This window comes from Kocuria aegyptia (assembly GCF_039530085.1).
GTDB classification, from domain to species: domain Bacteria; phylum Actinomycetota; class Actinomycetes; order Actinomycetales; family Micrococcaceae; genus Kocuria; species Kocuria aegyptia.
This window is the reverse complement of the sequence record NZ_BAAAOA010000046.1, coordinates 12,790-30,900: the sequence shown is the minus strand read 5'-3', so window position 1 is coordinate 30,900 and position 18,111 is coordinate 12,790. Positions and strand designations below refer to the sequence as shown.

Annotated in this window: 21 protein-coding genes; 14 read left to right on the top strand and 7 right to left on the bottom strand. The window is 73.5% G+C overall.

The genetic code is table 11. The features are described from left to right. Positions 1 to 6: 6 nt before the first annotated feature. Positions 7 to 1,122, bottom strand: a complete 1,116-nt coding sequence (locus tag ABD220_RS14465) for an aromatic ring-hydroxylating dioxygenase subunit alpha (protein ID WP_344123703.1) — start codon at positions 1,120 to 1,122, stop codon at positions 7 to 9. Between the two features lie 174 nt (positions 1,123 to 1,296). On the opposite strand from ABD220_RS14465, the gene ABD220_RS14460 reads away from it, so the two are divergent. From ABD220_RS14460 to ABD220_RS14440, 5 genes are all read left to right on the top strand, one after another. Beyond that, positions 1,297 to 1,902, top strand: coding sequence for a PadR family transcriptional regulator (locus ABD220_RS14460; protein ID WP_344123701.1), 606 nt, complete (start codon positions 1,297 to 1,299; stop codon positions 1,900 to 1,902). A 185-nt stretch (positions 1,903 to 2,087) separates the two neighbouring features. Next, positions 2,088 to 3,047, top strand: coding sequence for a hypothetical protein (locus ABD220_RS14455; RefSeq protein WP_344123699.1), 960 nt, complete (start codon positions 2,088 to 2,090; stop codon positions 3,045 to 3,047). 136 nt (positions 3,048 to 3,183) lie between these two features. Continuing rightward, the gene (locus ABD220_RS14450; RefSeq protein ID WP_344123697.1) at positions 3,184 to 3,687 is read left to right on the top strand and encodes a hypothetical protein; all 504 of its coding nucleotides are present in this window, start codon (positions 3,184 to 3,186) and stop codon (positions 3,685 to 3,687) included. A gap of 114 nt (positions 3,688 to 3,801) precedes the next feature. Then, positions 3,802 to 3,990 carry a CsbD family protein gene (locus ABD220_RS14445; protein WP_344123695.1) on the top strand — a complete coding sequence of 63 codons (189 nt, stop codon included), beginning with the start codon at positions 3,802 to 3,804 and terminating at the stop codon, positions 3,988 to 3,990. A 111-nt stretch (positions 3,991 to 4,101) separates the two neighbouring features. Further along, the gene (locus ABD220_RS14440) at positions 4,102 to 5,583 is read left to right on the top strand and encodes a potassium/proton antiporter (RefSeq protein ID WP_344123693.1); all 1,482 of its coding nucleotides are present in this window, start codon (positions 4,102 to 4,104) and stop codon (positions 5,581 to 5,583) included. A gap of 30 nt (positions 5,584 to 5,613) precedes the next feature. Here ABD220_RS14440 and ABD220_RS14435 read toward each other — a convergent pair whose 3' ends face one another. The 4 genes from ABD220_RS14435 to ABD220_RS14420 form a co-directional block, all read right to left on the bottom strand. Next, a complete protein-coding gene (locus tag ABD220_RS14435; RefSeq protein WP_344123691.1) occupies positions 5,614 to 6,003 on the bottom strand; it encodes a CBS domain-containing protein in 390 nt (129 codons plus the stop codon). 45 nt (positions 6,004 to 6,048) lie between these two features. After that, entirely contained in the window at positions 6,049 to 6,402 is a 354-nt protein-coding gene (locus ABD220_RS14430; protein ID WP_344123689.1) for a P-II family nitrogen regulator, read from the bottom strand. Further along, complete coding sequence (locus tag ABD220_RS14425) at positions 6,399 to 7,880, bottom strand: DUF1538 domain-containing protein (protein ID WP_344123688.1); 1,482 nt, start codon at positions 7,878 to 7,880, stop codon at positions 6,399 to 6,401. The genes ABD220_RS14430 and ABD220_RS14425 overlap by 4 nt, the downstream gene beginning before the upstream one ends. A gap of 80 nt (positions 7,881 to 7,960) precedes the next feature. Continuing rightward, complete coding sequence (locus ABD220_RS14420; protein ID WP_344123686.1) at positions 7,961 to 8,998, bottom strand: DUF368 domain-containing protein; 1,038 nt, start codon at positions 8,996 to 8,998, stop codon at positions 7,961 to 7,963. Positions 8,999 to 9,204: 206 nt separating this feature from the next. Here ABD220_RS14420 and ABD220_RS14415 point away from each other — a divergent pair, with 206 nt between their 5' ends. The 3 genes from ABD220_RS14415 (at position 9,205) to ABD220_RS14405 (ending at position 11,215) form a co-directional block, all read left to right on the top strand. Next, positions 9,205 to 10,647 carry a sodium/glutamate symporter gene (locus ABD220_RS14415; RefSeq protein ID WP_344123684.1) on the top strand — a complete coding sequence of 481 codons (1,443 nt, stop codon included), beginning with the start codon at positions 9,205 to 9,207 and terminating at the stop codon, positions 10,645 to 10,647. 116 nt (positions 10,648 to 10,763) lie between these two features. Next, positions 10,764 to 11,042: a hypothetical protein gene (locus ABD220_RS14410; RefSeq protein WP_344124780.1), complete on the top strand. Its 279-nt coding sequence runs from the start codon at positions 10,764 to 10,766 to the stop codon at positions 11,040 to 11,042. Next, positions 10,994 to 11,215: a dienelactone hydrolase family protein gene (locus ABD220_RS14405; protein WP_344123682.1), complete on the top strand. Its 222-nt coding sequence runs from the start codon at positions 10,994 to 10,996 to the stop codon at positions 11,213 to 11,215. Before ABD220_RS14410 ends, ABD220_RS14405 begins: the two co-directional genes overlap by 49 nt. A gap of 77 nt (positions 11,216 to 11,292) precedes the next feature. Here ABD220_RS14405 and ABD220_RS14400 read toward each other — a convergent pair whose 3' ends face one another. After that, positions 11,293 to 12,864, bottom strand: a complete 1,572-nt coding sequence (locus ABD220_RS14400) for an L-lactate permease (RefSeq protein WP_344123680.1) — start codon at positions 12,862 to 12,864, stop codon at positions 11,293 to 11,295. Continuing rightward, the gene (locus ABD220_RS14395) at positions 12,861 to 12,983 is read right to left on the bottom strand and encodes a hypothetical protein (protein WP_344123679.1); all 123 of its coding nucleotides are present in this window, start codon (positions 12,981 to 12,983) and stop codon (positions 12,861 to 12,863) included. The genes ABD220_RS14400 and ABD220_RS14395 overlap by 4 nt, the downstream gene beginning before the upstream one ends. 322 nt (positions 12,984 to 13,305) lie before the next feature. Between ABD220_RS14395 and ABD220_RS14390 the strand changes: the two genes are divergently transcribed. The 6 genes from ABD220_RS14390 to ABD220_RS14365 all read left to right on the top strand — a co-directional run bounded on the left by ABD220_RS14390 (position 13,306) and on the right by ABD220_RS14365 (position 18,053). Further along, positions 13,306 to 13,557, top strand: coding sequence for a hypothetical protein (locus tag ABD220_RS14390; RefSeq protein WP_344123678.1), 252 nt, complete (start codon positions 13,306 to 13,308; stop codon positions 13,555 to 13,557). Between the two features lie 103 nt (positions 13,558 to 13,660). Beyond that, positions 13,661 to 14,533 carry an N-acetylglucosamine kinase gene (locus ABD220_RS14385; protein ID WP_344123677.1) on the top strand — a complete coding sequence of 291 codons (873 nt, stop codon included), beginning with the start codon at positions 13,661 to 13,663 and terminating at the stop codon, positions 14,531 to 14,533. A 34-nt stretch (positions 14,534 to 14,567) separates the two neighbouring features. Further along, positions 14,568 to 15,494, top strand: a complete 927-nt coding sequence (locus tag ABD220_RS14380) for an EamA family transporter (RefSeq protein ID WP_344123676.1) — start codon at positions 14,568 to 14,570, stop codon at positions 15,492 to 15,494. 44 nt (positions 15,495 to 15,538) lie between these two features. Then, on the top strand, positions 15,539 to 15,745 hold the full coding sequence (locus tag ABD220_RS14375) for a hypothetical protein (protein WP_344123675.1): 207 nt from the start codon (positions 15,539 to 15,541) through the stop codon (positions 15,743 to 15,745). 55 nt (positions 15,746 to 15,800) lie between these two features. Further along, on the top strand, positions 15,801 to 16,940 hold the full coding sequence (locus ABD220_RS14370) for an NAD(P)/FAD-dependent oxidoreductase (RefSeq protein WP_344123674.1): 1,140 nt from the start codon (positions 15,801 to 15,803) through the stop codon (positions 16,938 to 16,940). A gap of 84 nt (positions 16,941 to 17,024) precedes the next feature. Beyond that, on the top strand, positions 17,025 to 18,053 hold the full coding sequence (locus ABD220_RS14365; RefSeq protein WP_344123672.1) for an ion channel: 1,029 nt from the start codon (positions 17,025 to 17,027) through the stop codon (positions 18,051 to 18,053). The last annotated feature ends 58 nt before the right edge of the window (positions 18,054 to 18,111 follow it).

The window sequence follows — 18,111 nt, the reverse complement described above, 5'->3', positions numbered from 1 at the left end:
CCCCCCTCAGGCCCCGGCGGGAACGGTCGGGGCGGCGGCGAGGCGGCCCTCCGCCTCGAGCGCCCGCTCGAGGAGCCGGCGCACCCACATCCCGCCCATGTCGATGTTGAGGTTGTAGAACTCGTGCTCGGGGTTGGCGTCGATGGCCGCCTGCTGGGCCTGGAGCATCGCCTCGTCCTCGCCGAACACGCCGTGCACGCCGTTGCGCAGCTGGGTGGTGATGAGCTGGCTCTCCAGGCGGTAGTTGCGCATGAAGGCCCAGAAGTAGTGGCAGGAGCGGTCCGTCTCCGGGGTGATCGTGTTCATCACGTAGCCGTTGACGCCCCGGGAGCGGTCCCCTTCGGGCGCCCCGGTCCCGGCCTCGGCGACGCCGACGTCGATGCAGATCGTGGAGGGGAAGGTGTAGTGGATGATCTGCCAGCGGTCCACCTTGCCCTCGAAGCCCGGGAACCTGTCCCGCATGTTCTTGAGCCAGAACGGCGGGGCGTCGATGTTGCGCATCCAGCGGGTCACGGTCACGGAGCGCTCGTCGTGCGTGGTCTCGAACTCCGACTCGGACAGCTCGTCCTGGCCGATGCTGGAGGAGTGCACGAACTCCTCGTGGGTGAGGTCCATGAGGTTGTCGAGGACCAGCTGGTAGTTGCAGGGCGCGTGGATGGTCTCGCCGTCGCCGGCCCACTCCGTGCTGTCCATCTGGTGCATGTCGGGCAGCAGGGCGGGGTCCGCCTGCGTGGGGTCGCCGAGCCAGACCCACACGTAGCGGTGGCGCTCGAGCACCGGGTAGGACGGCACGGTGGCGGAGGGGTTCAGCGTCTCCTGGGCGGGCATCGAGGTGCACCGCCCCGCGGCGTTGTAGCGCAGTCCGTGGTACGGGCACTGGATCTCGTCCCGGCCCACGAGCTTGCCCTGGGACAGCGGGGCGAGCCGGTGCCAGCAGGCGTCCGCCAGGGCCACGGGGCGGCCGTCCTCGGTGCGGTACAGGGCCAGCGGACGGCCGGCGACGGTGCGGGAGAGGATGCCCTTGCCGGTGATCTCGTGGTCCCATCCGGCGGCGTACCAGGCGTTGAGCGGGTGGGACAGGAGCTTGGCGGTGGAGGTGGTCCTGGTGGCGGAGACGGTCATGGTGCGGTCCTCTGCTGGGCGGTCCGGGGCGAGCACGGCCACTTACTATCTCGATAGGTAGTCGGTGGCGCAGGACACACAATACCTATCTCCATAGTGAGTGACAAGGGTCACGGGCACGGCTCCGGGCTAGGCTCAGCAGGACGACTCCTGCTTCGACGGAAGGAACCGCCCGTGAGCCTCCGCTCGGCCCTGCTGGCACTGCTCTCCTCGGGGCCGCTGACGGGCTACGACGTGGTCAAGCAGTTCAGCTCCTCCGTGGGCCACGTGTGGCACGCCCCCGACTCGCAGATCTATCCGGAGCTGCGCAAGATGCACGCGGAGGGGCTGCTCACGAGCCGGCCCGTCCCGTGGGGCTCGCGCGGGGCCACCAAGACGGAGTACTCGATCACCCCCGAGGGCGAGCGTGCCCTGCGCCAGTGGCAGGACCAGCCGCTCGGCTACGTCCGGGAGCGGGATCCCGCCCACCTGAAGGCCGCCTACTTCGAGTGGGCCTCCCCCGGGGCCGCGGCCGCGCAGCTGCGCGCCCACATCGAGCACTACCGGGACCAGCGCACGCAGGCCCTCCAGCAGATCAAGGCGCTGCAGGACCGCACGAGCCCCACCCTGGTCCGCCGGCTGGCGGCCAACCCCGAGGGCCAGTGGGAGCGGATCACCCGGTTCAAGGTCTTCGCCTACGAGGGCCAGGTGGCCCGCGCCGATCAGGAGATCGCCTGGGCCGAGCGCGGCCTGCGGCTGCTCGAGGAACTGGGCGAGCTGGGCGAGCCCGGCTCCGCCTGAGGCCCGGCGGGCGCTCCGGGTCGCGGTCCGGCGGGCCGCGACCCGGGCCGTCCGGGTCGCTCCGTGACGCGCCCGGCGCCGCGTCCGGCCCTTTCCCGGCCTCGTTCCCGGCCTGGTTCCCACCGGGGGCACCGGCCGGTGCGTAGGCTGGGCGGACCCCCCTGCTCCCGGCCCCAGGACAGACCATGACCCGCTCGTCGCTGCCCCGTTCCCTCGTCCTGGCCCTGTGCGCCGCTCTCCTCCTGACCGGCTGCGCCCAGGACGCCCGCCCGGGCTCGGCGTCGACGCCGGCGGCGAGCGCGTCGTCACCGGCGGCCTCCCCCTCCCCCACGCCCACTTCCGAGGAACCCGCGGAGCTGATCGGCGGAGGCACCGAGGTGTTCCCCGACCGGCGGATGGTGGCCCTGTACGGCCGCCCCGGCACCCCGGCCCTCGGCGTGCTCGGGGAGCAGGGCCCGGAGGAGTCGGCGGCCCGGGCGAAGGAGCTCGCCGCCCAGTACGAACCCTTCAGCGAGGTGCCGGTGGTCCCCGCGTTCGAGATCATCGCGACCACGGCGTCCGCGGCCCCCGGCGAGGACGGGGACTACTCCGAGGAGCTCTCCGTGGCGGAGCTGCGCCCGTACGTGGAGGCCGCGGCGGAGCAGGACGTCTACGTGGTGCTGGACCTCCAGCCCGGCCGGCAGGACTTCCTGAGCCAGGCTCAGCAGTACCAGGAGCTGCTCGAGCTGCCCAACGTGGGCCTGGCCCTGGACCCGGAGTGGCGGCTGGGCCCGGACCAGGTGCACATGGTGCAGATCGGCACGGTGGACGCGGCGGAGATCAACGCGACCACGGCCTGGCTCGCCGAGCTGACCCGCGAGAACGACCTGCCGCAGAAGGTGGTTCTCCTGCACCAGTTCGCGGAGTCGATGATCACGAACCGCCACCTCGTGGACGCCTCCCGCCCGGAGCTCGCGCTGGTCCTGCACGCGGACGGCCACGGCACCCCGGAACTGAAGATGGGCACGTGGGAGCGGCTGCAGCAGGGCCTGCCGGAGGGGATCCGGATGGCGTGGAAGAACTTCTACGACGAGGACACGCCCACCTTCACGCCGGAGGAGACGTCCGCGATCGAGCCCCAGCCGTGGTTCGTCTCCTACCAGTGAGCCCTGCCGGTCCGCGCTCCCCGCGCCCGCGGACAAGGTCGACGCCGGGGACCCGGATGCGGTCGAGCGGAGCAGGTCGCTGTCCCCGGACGGTCCGGCTCCGCTCCGGGCGGCTGGGGCTTGCTAGCGTGTGGCCGTGCGGACCGACAGACTCCAGAGCCCCCGGCAGCGCAGGGCCATCGACCGGCTGGCCCGGTGGCTCGTCCGCGCCCACGGGGCCGAGCCGGGATGGGACGCGCTGGTGCTGGACGTCCTGAGCGTGGGCCGGGACCTGCGCCTGCAGGTGCGGGAGGTCCGCGGTGACCGCACGACCCGCCGCCCCGTGGACGTGACAGGCCTGCGCAGCGCCCCGCGGCGGCTGGCCCGGGCCCTCCAGGAGGACTACGCCGACCTCGTCGACGGGTCCTGGCTCTCCGCCACGCTGATCGTCACCGTGGCCGAGCGGCGCTGGCAGCGCCCCGGCGTGGAGCTCGTGCTGAACTACGACGAGGACCCGGCCCTCCCGGAGCACGCCCCGCACCCGGTCGCCGCGGAGGACTGGCGCAGGCACCTGGGGCACTACCGCAGGATGGACCGCAAGATCCCGGCCTGGCTGCGGGCACGCCTGACCGCGGCGGGGCTCGACGTCCCAGAGCGCTGAGCGGGCACTGTTCGCCCTGGGGGGAATGGCCGCTCCCGGGCGCCCGGCCGGTTCCCACAGCATCCGGTGCGGCTTAGGCTGGATGCACCTGTTCACCGACCGGAGGGAGAGCCCATGGGACTCGGAGACAAGATCAGCAACGCCGCGGAGAAGGCGAGCGGCACCGCGAAGGAAAAGGTCGGCGACGCCACCGACAACCGCGACCTCCAGGCCGAGGGCCAGGCGGACAAGCTGTCCGGCAGTGCCAAGCAGGCCGGCGAGAACGTCAAGGACGCGGGCAAGAACTTCAAGGACGGAATCTAGCAACACGGTTCAGCCGTCGAACCACACGGAGGGCCCCGGTGTCGCAGTCGACGCCGGGGCCCTCCGCCGTGCTCGCCCGCGGCGTCCGGGACCGGATGGGATGATAGGGCTGTGGATGCCATCGACGTCGTGATGCTGATCGCCCCGCTCGTCACGCTGGTGGCCATCGGTGGTGTGCGTGTCGGGACGCGGCTGGGCCTGCCGGCCCTGCTGCTGTTCCTGCTCTTCGGGATGGTGCTGGGCGAGTCGGGGTTCGGCTTCGAGTTCGACGACGCCACGGTCGCCCAGGGACTGGGCTACGCGGCGCTGGTGCTGATCCTGGCCGAGGGCGGGCTGACGACGAAGTGGGAGGAGATCCGCCCCTCGATCGGGCTGGCCACGGTGCTCGCCACGGTCGGGGTGGTCGTGACCATCGGGCTGATGACGGTCATCGGGCACTATGCCCTGGGGCTGCCGCTGATCCTCGCGCTGCTGTTCGGCGCGGTGAACGCCGGCACCGATGCGGCGGCGGTGTTCTCCGTGCTGCGCGGCATTCCCCTGCCGGGGCGGGTCCGGGCGGTGCTCGAAGGGGAATCGGGGCTCAACGACGCCCCGACGGTGCTGATCGTGACCGCAGCCACCGCCCTGGCCGTCGGGGACCGGCCGGCCGGCGGGGTGGCCGGGGTGGCCGCCATGGTCGTGGCCCAGCTCGCGGGGGGCATCGCCCTGGGCGCGGTCCTCGGGGCCCTGGGAGTGTTCGTCCTGCGCCGCTTCGCGCTGCCGGCGGCCGGTCTGTACCCGCTGGCCGCCCTGGCCTGGTCCGTGCTGGCCTACGGGCTCGCCACCCAGATCAGCGTCTCCGGCTTCGCGGCGGTCTACCTCTGCGCCATGGTGCTGGGCAACGGCCGCCTGCCGCACCGGCACGCCACCCAGGCGTTCGCCGAGGGCACCGGGTGGATCGCCCAGATCGGGCTGTTCGTGATGCTCGGGCTGCTGGCGAGTCCGGGCCGGATCACCTGGGACACCGCAGTGACCGCGCTGCTCGCCGGGCTGTTCCTGACCTTCCTGGTGCGTCCTCTCGCCGTGGCCCTGTGCGCCGTGTGGTTCCGGATGCCCTGGCGGGAGCAGGCCTTCCTGTCCTGGGCCGGGCTGCGCGGGGCGGTCCCCATCATCCTGGCCACGGTGCCCATGGCCGCCCAGATGGAGGACGCCGACAGGCTCTTCGACGCGGTGCTGGTGTTCGTGGTCTGCTACACCGCGATCCAGGCCCCGTCCCTGCCGTGGGTCGCCCGGCGGCTCGGCCTGGTGCGGACCGGTGCCTGCACGGCGGTGGAGATCGAACCGGCCCCGATGGACGAGCGGCGGGCGGACCTGTTCAAGGTCACCCTCACCCAGGACTCCCGTCTGACCGGTCTTCCGCTGCGCTGCCTGGACCTGCCGGCGGACACGGTGGTCGCCCTGGTGATGCGCGGCCCGGACTCGTTCGCACCGGAGGGCGACACCGTGCTGCGCCGTCACGACACGCTGCTCGTGGTCGCCCCCGGCCGTCAGGAAGGGGCGGTCGAGAGGTACTTCGCCGAGGTCACCGCCGCGCCGGAGGACGATCCCGCCTGAGCCCCCGGACCGCGGGCCCGGACCGCGGTCTCAGGTGAGGTCGCTGATCAGCCGCGCCAGGATGTCGTTCATCGCGAGCAGCCCGATGAGCTCGTTGCCCTGGACCACCACCAGGCGGTTGAGGCGGAAGCGGGTCATCAGCGCCGCGGCCTGGTTCACGGACAGGTCCTCGCCGACGGTCACCACCGGCTTGACGGCGGCGTCGTAGACGTTGAGGAGGTCCACGTCCCCCTCCTCCGCCACGATCATCTGCAGCAGCTCGCTGTAGCTGAGCAGCCCGTAGCCGTCGTGGCGGTGCTGCGGCTCCACCACCAGGCTCTTGATCCCGTGGCTGCTCATGGCCGACAGCGCCTCCCGCAGGGTGCTGTAGGGGGAGATGGTGATGACGTCACGCACCATGACGTCCTTGACGGTCAGCACGGGGATCCTCCTGGGGGTCTCGGACGGGGCTCGAACGGGTTCGGGTCAGGCGCCCTCGCGGCGCATGTGCTCCTCGAACCGGGCGACCTGCTGCATGTCGATACCGGTGAGGTGGTCGATGGGGACGCTGAAGGCGATGCCGCGGGAGCCGCCGTCGTCGTCGATCAGGACGTCGTGCAGCGCCTTGAGGATGGGGGTGGCCAGGTGCGTGCCCACGACCATCAGCAGCACGGTCTGGGAGCCCTCGAACGTCAGGCCGAAGAACGTCCGCTTGGTCTCGCCCCCGATCCCCTTGCCCGGGAGGATGGTCACGCCCGTGGCCCCGGCGCGCTGGGCCTGCACGATGCAGGTGTCCTCGAGCTCGTCGGGGGCGATGACCACCACGGCGGTGAACTTCATGTCGGCTCCTTCTGCAGGCGGGGGATCCTCTCCAGGATCATGGCGTACCCGAGCACCGAGATGATCGGGAAGATGGAGGCGAAGGCGATCAGGCCGAAGCCGTCGATCAGCACGTCCCGGCCCTCGATCGCGCCGGCGAGCCCGATGCCGAGAGCCGTCACGAGGGGCACGGTGACCTCCGAGGTGGTGACGCCCCCGAGGTCGAAGGCGAGGGCCACGATGTACTTCGGCGCCAGCAGGACCAGGACGATGACGACGGCGTAGGCCGCCATGATCACGTAGTGCAGCGGTGCTCCCACGAGGATGCGGTACACGCCCAGGGTGATGCCGGCCGCCACGCCGACGGCCACCACGAGCCGGATGGCGGAACCGCTGATCCTGCCCGGCGAGGCGGCCTCGGCCTGCTCCCCGATGGCCACCAGGGCCGGCTCCGCCATGGTGGTGGCGAACCCGATGAGCAGGGCGAAGAGCAGGATGAGGGCGGGCGCTCCGCGCTCGATCAGCTGCTCCGCCATGAGCGTCCCGATGGGGAGCAGCCCGATCTTGAGCCCGACGACGAACGCGTAGAGCCCCACGAGGACCATCATGAATCCCACGGCGACGCGCAGCCGGTGGGACAGGCTGCGCCGCAGCGCGACGTACTGGAAGAACAGGACCACGAACACCATGGGCAGCACGTCCCGGAGCATCTGCGCGAGCCCCAGGACGTGCTGCAGGGCCCAGTGCACCGGGGCGCTCCCGGAGCCGGCGGCGCTGACCTCCGCGGGATCGCCGAAGGCGTAGACCCAGATCCCGTACAGTTGCACGCCGATCATCGGCACCATGACGCACAGGGCCACGAGGCCGAAGCCGTCCCGGAGCGCGCTGCGGCCCCGGATCGAGTTGGCCAGGCCGATCCCGATGGCGGCGATGAGGGGCACGGTGACGATGTTCGTGGTGACGCCGCCGGAGTCGTAGGCGAGGCCCACGATCTCCGGTGGGGCGACGTAGGTGGCGGCGAGCACGAGCGCGTAGCCGGGGATCAGCAGCTTGTGCACCGCCCATCCCCGGAGGGTGCGCAGGATGCCGAGGATGAGCACCGCGCCCACGGACACGGCGATGACGAGGCGCAGCGTGAGGGCGCTGACCCGTCCCTCGCTCACGAGCTCGGCCTGCTCGGCCACGGCGATCAGCGCGGGCTCGGCGACCACCGCGGCGAAGCCGATGGCGAAGCCGAACGGCAGCAGCAGCCCCAGGGCGCCCCGTCGGGCGAACTGGTTGGCCAGGTTCTTGCCGACCGGGAACACGCTGAGGTCGAGGCCCTGGAGGAACAGGGCGATGCCGACGCCCACGATCAGCAGCCCGGCGACGAGCTGCAGGGGCTGGGCCGGCACCTCCCGGAACACGGCCAGCTGGAACACCACGACCACCACCACGATGGGCAGCAGGCTCCGCAGGGCCTTCAGGAACTCCTGGGAGAAGTGCGTGAGGTGCTCCATGGGCGCTCTCCGGCCTCCTCCCCAGGGGATCCGCGGACGGGGTGTCTCCTGCCAGTCTGTCGCGGCGGGCCGGGGACCGTCTACCGGGCGCCGTCCGCGGCGTCGTCGCCGGACTCGACGCCGGCGAGCTCCTCCGGGGAGCCGTGCCCGGTGCGCGCCCGGGTGCGGGCGTCGACGGCCAGCAGGGCGAGGACGACGACGCAGCCGGCCGCGGCCGCGAGCAGCTGCACCCACCAGTCCCCCTCGGGGGCGAGCAGTGTGCGGTCCTCGAGCTGCCACGGCCACAGGGTGCGCAGGGCGCCGAGCATGAGCCCCGTGAGCGCCAGCATGGTGACGCGGTGGTGGTGGTCGAGGAGCCACTGCAGGCCCTTGACGATGACCACCATGCCCAGGGCGGCGCCGAGGAAGAACAGGGACAGATAGCCGAGGTCGAGCTCGTCGACGGCCCGCAGCGTCGGCTGGTAGAGCCCGATCGTCAGGAGCAGGAAGGAGCCGGAGAGCCCGGGCAGCAGCAGCGCGGACACCGCGACCATGGCCGCGAGCACGATGAGCAGCGGCGCTGGCGCCACCGTGGTGGGCGGGATGGACACGAGCACGAATGCGATCGCCGCCGCGAGCGCCACCACGGCCGCGTCCCGGATCCGCAGGGCCCCGCCCGCCAGGCGCAGGGGCACCCCGACGGAGGCCAGGACCATGCCGAAGAACAGCGCCCGCATGGTGACGGGGTACTCCTCCACGAGGTGGCTCATCGGGCCGGCCACGGTGAGCAGGGCCGCCACCATCCCGATCACCACGGGCACCACGATCCGCCAGTGCACCCGGCCCAGGTGGTGCCGCACCCCGGCGGAGCGGTCGGGTCCGAGCAGCGCCCGCTTGCCGGCCGACACCACGTGCCCCGCGGAGTTGATGAGCTCGTCGTAGATGCCGACCACGAGCGCCACGGTGCCGCCGCTGACCCCGGGGACGGTCTCGACCACGCCGATGAGCGCGCCGCGCACCACGTTGCCCGGGATGCTGCGGCGGACCTCCCCGCCGGCGGTCGTCGTGGCGGTCGGCGTGGCGGTGGCCGTGGTGGCCGGCGGTGTCGAGGGACGGTCCGGGGGCGAGGAGGGCGTCACAGGTGCTCCTGGGCGGTGAGAGGGGACGGTGGGAGGGGGCGGTGGGAGAGTGCCGTGGGAGACGGCGGGCGGAAGTGGGCGCGTGGAAGAGGGGACGCCTGCCAGGGTACCGGGGCGGACGCCGGCCCCCACGGTCCCGGATGTGCCGTCGGCCACTCCTGCGTAGACTGGCCCGACCGCCCGAGCCTCGACCCAGGAGCCCCACCATGAGCCCCGACCACGTTGGTTTCGCCCTGATCCTGCTGGCAGCACTGTTCCTCGTGGGGAAGTGGTTGCGGGTCCGGGTGCGGTGGATCCAGAAGATCTTCCTGCCCAGCTCCATCATCGCGGGCTTCCTCACCCTGCTGGCCGGCCCCCAGGTCCTGGGCCGGCTCGGGGAGGCCGCCGGAGTCGGCTGGCTCGCGGACGGGGGCGTCTTCACCCCGGAGATCCTCGAGGTCTGGTCCGCGCTCCCCAGCCTGCTCATCAGCGTGGTCTTCGCGACGCTCTTCCTCGGGGCGTCCATCCCCGGCCCGCGGCGAGTCGCCCGGCTCGCCGGCCCGCAGCTGTCGGTGGGTCTCGCCTTCGGCTCCGGCCAGTACGTCATCGGGCTGCTGCTGGTCATCGCGGTCCTCGGTCCGCTGTTCGGGATCTCCCCCATGGCCGGCGCCCTGATCGAGATCGGTTTCGAGGGCGGCCACGGCACCGCGGCCGGGATGCGGCCCGTGATGGAGGAGCTCGGCTTCGCCGAGGGCGCGGACCTGGCCCTGGGCATGGCCACCGTCGGCCTGGTGGGCGGCATCGTCATCGGGATCGCCGTCATCAACTGGGGCGTGCGGACCGGGCGCACCAAGGTGATCAGGACCAACGTGGAGCAGTCCATCGAGGAGCAGAAGGGCCTCTACCGCCGGGACGAGAACATCCCCGCGGCCATGATGACCTCCCGGCCGGCCTCGATCGAGCCGCTCACCCTGCACGTGGCCGTGGTGGGCATCGCCATCCTCATCGGCTACCTCATCCTCACGGCCCTGCAGTGGATCGAGCAGGCCCTGTGGGCGGACACCGTGGAGCTGCTCGCGTTCGTGCCCCTCTTCCCGCTCGCCATGCTGGGCGGCGTGGTGGTGCAGCTGGTCATGGACCGGCGAGGCATCGGCCATCTGCTGGACCACCAGATGATGCTGCGCATCCAGGGCATCGCCCTCGACTTCCTGATCCTCGCCGCGATCGCGACCCTGTCCCTCACCGCGATCGCCGCGAACTGGGAGACGTTCCTGATCCTGTCCGTGGCCGGCATCGTCTTCTGCACCGGCTTCCTGATCCTGTTCGTGCCGAAGATCATCCCCGACTACTGGCTCGAGCGCGGCATCGCGGACTTCGGCCAGTCCATGGGCGTGACCGCCACCGGCCTCATCCTCATGCGCATCGCCGACCCGCACGACGAGAGCCCGGCGATGGAGGCCTTCGGCTACAAGCAGCTGTTCTTCGAACCGTTCTTCGGCGGCGGGCTGATCACCGCGGCCTCGGTGCCGCTGATCTACCAGTTCGGCCCGTGGCCGCTGTTCATCGCCATGTCGGTGCTGTTCGTGGTGGCGCTGGTCGGCGGCATGTCCTACCGCCGCCGGCTCGTGGCGTCCGGTGCCGCCGAGGCCGTGCACGCCCGGCAGGCCTGAGCGGTCATGAGCGACGCCGTCGTCGCCACGGACCTCGGGCGGATGCCCGTGCACGTGGCGGTGCCCGGCGGCCCGGGCCCTGGCCCGGTGTGGTGCTCGTGCACGACTTCACCGGGATGAGCCAGGACCTGCGCCACCAGGCGGACCGGCTGGCGGGCGAGGAGTTCCCGGCGGTCGCCCCGGACCTCATCCACCGGGGCAGCCGGCTCCGCTGCCTGCGCACGGTCATGAAGGACATCGGCGCCCGCCGGGGGCGCACGTTCGACGACGTCGAGGCGGGGCGGACACCACGCCCCTGGGCGCTGACGCCGGCCGGCGCCTGGAGGGCATCCTCACGGAGACCGGGGTGGAGCACGACATCAGGATCTACCCCGGCATGGGCCACGGCTTCATGAACGACCACTACCCCGAGGACCTCTCCCCGGCGCTGCGGGTGCTCGGCCGGTTCAGCGGCACCGCCTACGACGACCCGGCCGCCCTGGACGCCCGGCGCCGGATCGTCGCGTTCTTCGACCGGCGCCTGCGGGAGCAGACCGCCCCGGACGACCCGCAGAAACCGGCCGGCTGAGCTCGGCGGGGGCTGCCACCGCGGTGCCCGGGCACGCTCCGGGGCGTCCCGGCGCCGCGGCGGCAGCCGGGACGGTCTCACCGGGCGAGCAGCAGTGCCAGCACCCCGCCGAGGACCACGTAGACCATGGCGGTGGGGAACGTGGAGCGCAGCACCCGGCCCTCCTGGCCGGTGAGGCCCACGGTGGCCACGGCGGCCACGATGTTGTGGGGGCAGATGAGGTTGCCGACCGCGGCGCCGAACCCCTGCGCCCCGAGCAGCGGCAGCACGGGCAGCCCCACCGCCTCGGCGGTGGTGGCCTGGAGCTCCGTGAAGAGCACGTTGGAGGCGGTCGCCGATCCGGTGACGAAGGTCCCGAACGCCCCGACGGCCGGGGCCACCAGCGGCCAGGCGGCGCCGGCGCCGGCCGCGGCGTAGGCCAGTTCGTCGGTCATCCCCGCGTGGGACATCGTGCGGGCGATGGTGACCATCGCGACCAGCGCCACCAGCACGGGGCCCAGCTGACGGGTGGCCGCCACGAAGGCGCCGAGGACGTCCCGGCCGGGCGCCCGCTGGAGGAGGGCACCGGCGACGAAGGCCGCCGTCAGCAGCACGGCCGGGTGGAACAGCGGCTGCACGCTGCCGGAGAAGCCCGTGCCCGTCCCCCACTCGAGCACGACGTCCCGCAGGGCGTCCCGCAGCGGCGGGACCAGCCGGGTGACCAGCACCAGCGCCACCAGCACCAGGTACGGGGCGGCCGCCAGCACCATCGGCAGCTCCCGGCCCTCCACCGGCTCCGCGCCGGGGACGGCGCGGGGCGCAGCAGGGGTCGCGGCACCGGGCCCCGCACCCGCACCCACCCGGCCGCGGCGCCGCACGAGGACCAGCGCGAACACGGAGAACCCAACGAGGGCCCCGCCCAGGGTCGGCAGCTCGGGGCCGACGAAGAAGGCGATGAGCCCGTAGGGCACCAGGAAGGCGGCGGCCGCGAGCGCGCCCCAGGACCACAGTCCGCGGGTGTCGCCGAAGGCGCGGCCGATGGTGAGCACCACCGCGGTCATCAGGACGCCGCCGAGGATCACGTGGTAGGGCACGGTGGCGCGGGCCAGCTCGGCCCCGGTGACGTCGACCAGCGCGGTCTGGGCCAGCACCGGTGTGCCCACGGCGCCGAAGGAGACGCCGGCGGCGTGCCCGATCATGGCCGCCGAGACGGCGTGCAAAGGCGGCATTCCGGCGGCCACGAGGAACGGGGCGGCGAGGGCCACCGGTGTCCCGAACCCGGCGGCCCCCTCGAGGAACAGCGCGAAGAACCACGCCACGAGGAGCGCGCCCAGCCGGGGGTCGGGGTGCAGCCGTGCCAGCCCGGAGCGCAGCCGCAGGGCCGCGCCCGTGCGTTGCTGCAGGTGGTGGATCCCCAGGGCCGGGCCGATGATGCCGATCACGGTGAGGGCGATGAAGGACGCCTCGGCCAGCACTCCCGCGGATCCGGACCACGCGGTGAACGGGTCGGCGGCCCCGCCGAAGCCGAACGCGGTCACGGCCAGCACCAGCGTGACCACCGCGGTCACCAGCCCCGCCCGTGCGGCCGACCAGCCGGCCGCGGTCATGAGGACCAGCACCACCAGCACCGGTGCCGCGGCCAGGAGCGCCTGCAGGCCCGTCCCGCTCACGCCGCGCCGGCGGAATCGCAGACGGCGTCCGGGACGGTGCCGGCCCGGTGCGGGGCGCCCTCGGGGAGGGGAACGACGTCCTCGCCGCCCCGCTCGGTGCTGCATTCCGTTGCGCTCATGGTCCACCTCCGCCTTCGACCCTAGAGGCGCCGGGCCTGGTGGTCCATGCATGGGAGATCCATGCATGGACCCGTCACAGCGCGGGCGCCGGCCGGCGCCCGCGACACGGATGACGGCCTGCGACGACGAATTCACGACGTGTTGTTGTTCACGCCCGCGGCCGGGACGGCCGTCACAGAACGCCGCCCCCGACACCCCTCGGACAACCGGTGCAGGTTGCCGACCGGACGGGGGTGTGACGAAGGTCAAGACGTCCGGGCGGTTTGTCAAATCGGGGCGGCCGCACGGGGCGCCCGGGACAGTGCACCATGGAAGGACCCGATGACGAAAACCAAGATGGGAGGTGGCGTCATGACCGCTGCTGAGAAGTGGATGACCGACCTGAACCAGATCCGGCCCGGCGACCGGCTCGAGATCTGGGACGAGTTCTACGAGAGCTGCGTCGGCACCGTGGGGCAGGTCTCGCACCCCCTGGGGGTCCTGTGGATCCTCGAGGCCGGCACCGGCGTCCGCCGGCTGTTCTCCTTCGAGGGCTGCCGTCTGCGCCCCGCGCCCCTGGCCCTCGCGGCCTGACCGGACACGGTCCACGACGCCCGATCGGGCCGGTTCGCACCGGCACCCGGTCGGGCGTCGTCGTGCCCTGGGCCGGCGCGGCCGTGCACGGCAGGATGGGCCCATGAGCATCCTCATCGGCCTCGACATCGGCGGCACCACGACCCACGGCCTGCGGGTCGAGGACGGCCACCCGGTGCAGGAGGCGGTCGGCGGCAGCGCGAACGTGCAGAACGTCAGTCCCGAGGAGGCCTCCCGCGCCCTGGCGGGCGTCCTCGGTGAGCTGGGGGCCGGCGCCGCGGACGTGGTCGTGGCGGGGGCCGGCGGCGTCGACACGCCCGCGGACGCCGAGGCGCTGCGCACGCTCGTCGCCGCGCACACGGGGTCGGCGCGGATCGTCGTCGTGCACGACACCCGGCTGGTCCTGGCCGCCGGCGGGTGCAGCACCGGCATCGCGGTCATCGCCGGCACCGGCTCCGCCGCCTGGGGCGCCGCCCCGGACGGCCGGGAGGCCCGCGCCGGCGGCTGGGGGCACCTGCTGGGCGACGAGGGCAGCGGCTACTGGCTGGGCCGCGAGCTCGTGCGCCGCGCCCTCGCCCGGCTCGACGACGGGCTGCGGCCCGACGCCCTGGACCGGGCCGTACTGGCGCGCTGCGGGCTCACCGAGCCCGGCGCGCTCATCGAGCGGTTCCACGGCGGCGCGGACCGCGGGTTCTGGGCCGGGCTCTCCCGGGTCGTCTTCGAGGCCGCGCCGCACGACGACGACGCCCTGCAGCTGGTGGACCGCGCGGCCGGCGCGCTGGCCGACCTCGCCGCCACCGTGTCCCGGCGCCTGGAACTGGCCGGCCCGGTAGTGGTGGGCGGTGGCCTGGCACGGCACCAGCCGCTGCTGCGGCGCCGGTTGCGGGAGGCCGCCGCGGCCCGCGGTCTCGGGGAGCTGCGGGTGCTCGAGCGCGACCCGGTGCACGGCGCGGTGGCCCTCGCGCACCGCCGGTGACGGAGCAACCGCGGCGGAGCCCTACCCTGAACGGGTGACCACCCTCGCTCCCGCCCGCAGTCCCAGGCTGCGGCCGACCGTCTTCGTGCTGGCCGCCGTCGTCTCCGTCCAGTTCGGCGGGGCCCTCGCCGCCGTCCTGGTGCCCCTGATCGGGGCGTCCGCCACGGTGACCATGCGGCTACTCATCAGCGCGGCGATCATGCTGGCCGTCATCCGGCCGCGGCTGCGCGGGCGCAGCCGGGCGGCGTGGCGCTCCGGCCTGTCCTTCGGGGCGGCCCTGGCGGGCATGAACTTCGCGTTCTACCAGTCCCTGGCCACCCTGCCCCTGGGCGTGGCCGTGACCATCGAGTTCCTGGGCCCCCTCACCCTGTCCGCGGTGCTCTCCCGGCGCGCCCGCGACATCGTCGCCGTGGCGGCGGCCCTGTGCGGGATCGTGCTCATCTCCCAGGCCCTCACCGTGCCGTGGGCGGAGCTCGACCTCGCCGGCATCGCCTGGGCGGCGCTCGCCGGGGCGGGCTGGGCCGCCTACATCCTGGGCAGCCGGTCCGCGGGCCGGCACTTCGACCGGCTGGACGGTCTCGCCGTGGCCCTGGTCGTGGCCGCCGTCCTGGTCACCCCGGTGGGCGTGCTCACCGCGCACGCCCCGGCCCTGACGTGGGGCGTACTGGGCGCCGGGGTGGGGATCGCGATGCTCTCCTCCGTGGTCCCCTACTCCCTCGAGCTGCTGGCGCTGCGGGCCATCCCGCCCAAGGTCTTCGGGATCCTGCTGAGCCTGGAGCCCGCGGTCGCCGCGCTCGCGGGGCTCCTGGTGCTCAGCCAGGCGCTCACGGGCCTGCAGCTCGTGGGGATGGGCCTGGTGGTGGCCGCGAGCGCCGTGGTCATGGTCGGCGGCGGAGCGCCCGAGCTGAAGGAGGACGCCGCCGCGGACCCGGCGGCGGGCCCGGTGACCCGGGGAGAATGATCAGCCCCCTGTTCAATGCCGGACGTCCGTGATGGGATGGAGCCATGGAAGCCAACGAGATCATGGACCGTATCCGCTCCGCCCGCGACCACGCCCTGGAGCAGGAGCGTGAGGAGCGCAGCAACATCGCCGACGCCGACACCGCGGACAAGCAGGGCGCCGCGAGCGTGCGCCTGGCCACCCGGCAGGCCGTGCGGGAGGCCCTGGACGACATCCTCGGCGAGAGCACCGACCCCGAGCAGGACGGCTGAGCACTCGGACCGCGGAGCACCCGAACGGCATGACCAGCGTTCCCGGAGCGCCGCGGTGACGCGCACGGCCGTGGTCGGGGCGGGCATCGTGGGCCTCGCCGCCGCCCACGTCCTGCGGGCGCGCGGCGCCGACGTCACCCTGTACGAGTCCGGGCCGCCCGGCGGCGGGCAGTCCGCCGGACAGGGCCGGATCTTCCGGCACGCCCACGACGACCCCCGCCTGGTGGCGCTCGTCGCCCGCAGCCGGGCCCTGTGGCGGGAGTGGGAGCAGGAGTTCGGCGTCGAGCTGGTCTCCCCCGACGGCGCCGTGGCGATCGGGGACGGGGTCGAGGACAAGCTGCGCGCCCTGGAGCCGTTCGCCGACGTCCCCGTGCGGCGCCTCTCCCCCGGGGAGCTCCACGACCGTCTGCCGCTGCTGGCCGACTGGACCGGCCCCGCGATGCTCGACGTCCACGGCGGCGCCATCCGCACCCTCGCCGCCGTCGCGGCGCTGGTGCACCGGCTCGAGGAGGCGATGCTGCGCGAGCACGTGCTCTCGGTGCGGCGCACGGACGGCGGGGCCGTGGAGGTGCGCACCGGGACCAGCTGCCAGACCTACGACCACGTGCTGCTGTGCGCCGGCCGGGGCACCGCGCCGCTGGCCCGCGGAGCGGGGCTCGACCTGCCCGTGGAGGTCGGCGCGCACGTCCGCCTCGGCTTCGCACTGGCCCCCGGGCCGGCAACCACCGGGGGCGCAGGCCCCGGCAGTGCCGCCCCCGGCACCGGCCGCGGCCTCCCGACCTTCCAGGACGGCAGCGGGGCCTTCGGGGAGACGGGCGTGTACGCCGCGCCGTACCCGGACGGCCGGCACTACTCGGTGGGGCTCAGCGCGGACACGCCCGCCCACCCGGGCGGCGGCCTCGCCGATCCCGCCGAGCTCGCCGCCCTGGCCGACCGGACCGCGGCCTACGTGCGGCGCGCCCTGCCCGGCCTGGACCCGCATCCGGTCGACCACGTGCACTGCTGGGTCACCCGGCTGCCGTGGGGCGACGACGGTGTGGGCGTCTGGTCCGAGGACGGGCTCACCGCCCTGGCCGGGCACAACCTGTTCAAGCAGGCTCCCGCGCTCGGCGAGGCGCTCGCGGAGACCGTGCTGACCGGCACGGTCCCGGGGCACCTCCACCACGGGCAGCGGCTGGGCCGCTCGGCCGGCTGAGACCGCCGGGCGCGCACTGGTTGCCGCCGGCGCGGACCGGCGTAAGGTCTCTGAGGGTGCCCACGACCAGACAGGAGACCACCGGTGCCGTTCATCCTGTTCCGCCTGGTCCGCCGGCTCGGCCGTCTGCGGGCCTGGGGGCTGCCGCTGCTGCTCATCGCCACGGTCTTCCTCACCAGCTGGCCCCTGATGGCCTGGGCGGAACCGCCCGAGAACACGATCACCGCCGCGGAGAACTACTGGTGGTGGTTCCTGGTGACGGCCTCCACCGTGGGCTACGGCGACTTCTTCCCCACCACTCCCGGCGGCCACCTGGTCGGCGTGTACGTCATCGTCGGCGGCATCGCCACGCTGACCATCATCTTCACCAGGATCGCCACCGCGATCGAGAACGCAAAGGGACAGCGCATGAAGGGCCGGATTGACCTCGGCATGTCGGACCACCTGGTCATCCTCGGCTACACGCCCGGCCGCACCGAACGGCTCGTCCAGGAGCTCACCGGGGACGGCACCGGGTCGATCGTGCTGTGCGCGTGGGAGGACGTGCCGCAGCACCCGATGCCCGAGCACCCCGGCGTCGGGTTCGTCCGTGGCGATCTCGCCGACGAGGCCGTGCTGCGCCGGGCGGGCGTGCACCGCGCGGCACGGGTTCTCGTCGACGCGCGCGACGACAACGAGGCGCTCACGCTCACCGTGGCGGTCACGCACGTGAACCCGGACGCCCACGTCGTCGTGACGCTGCGCGACATGGGCCGGGCCCGGAACTTCTCCTACGTCGACGACGACGTGCGGTGCGTGCAGTGGCACTCGCCGCGCCTGGCGACCGAGGAGCTGCAGGACCCGGGCATCGCCGCGGTGTACACCGAGCTCATGACCCACGGCGGGCGCAACACCTACAGCATCCGGCTGCCCGCGGGGCTGGCCGGCACGGGCTTCGGGCGGGTCCAGGAGGCCATGGGCCGCGGTTTCGGCGCCACCGTGCTCGCCGTCCAGCACGACGGCGCGCTGCTCGTCCCCGGGTGGGAGACCCCGCTGCCGGGGGGCTCCGTGCTGTTCTACGTGGGCGAGCGCCGCCTCTCGGAGGACGAGGTCACCGGCTGCTGCTCGGTCTGAGGCCGGCGTCCGAGCCCCAGCCCCGTCGTCCGGGCCCCGGCCCCGTCCGTCCCGGCCG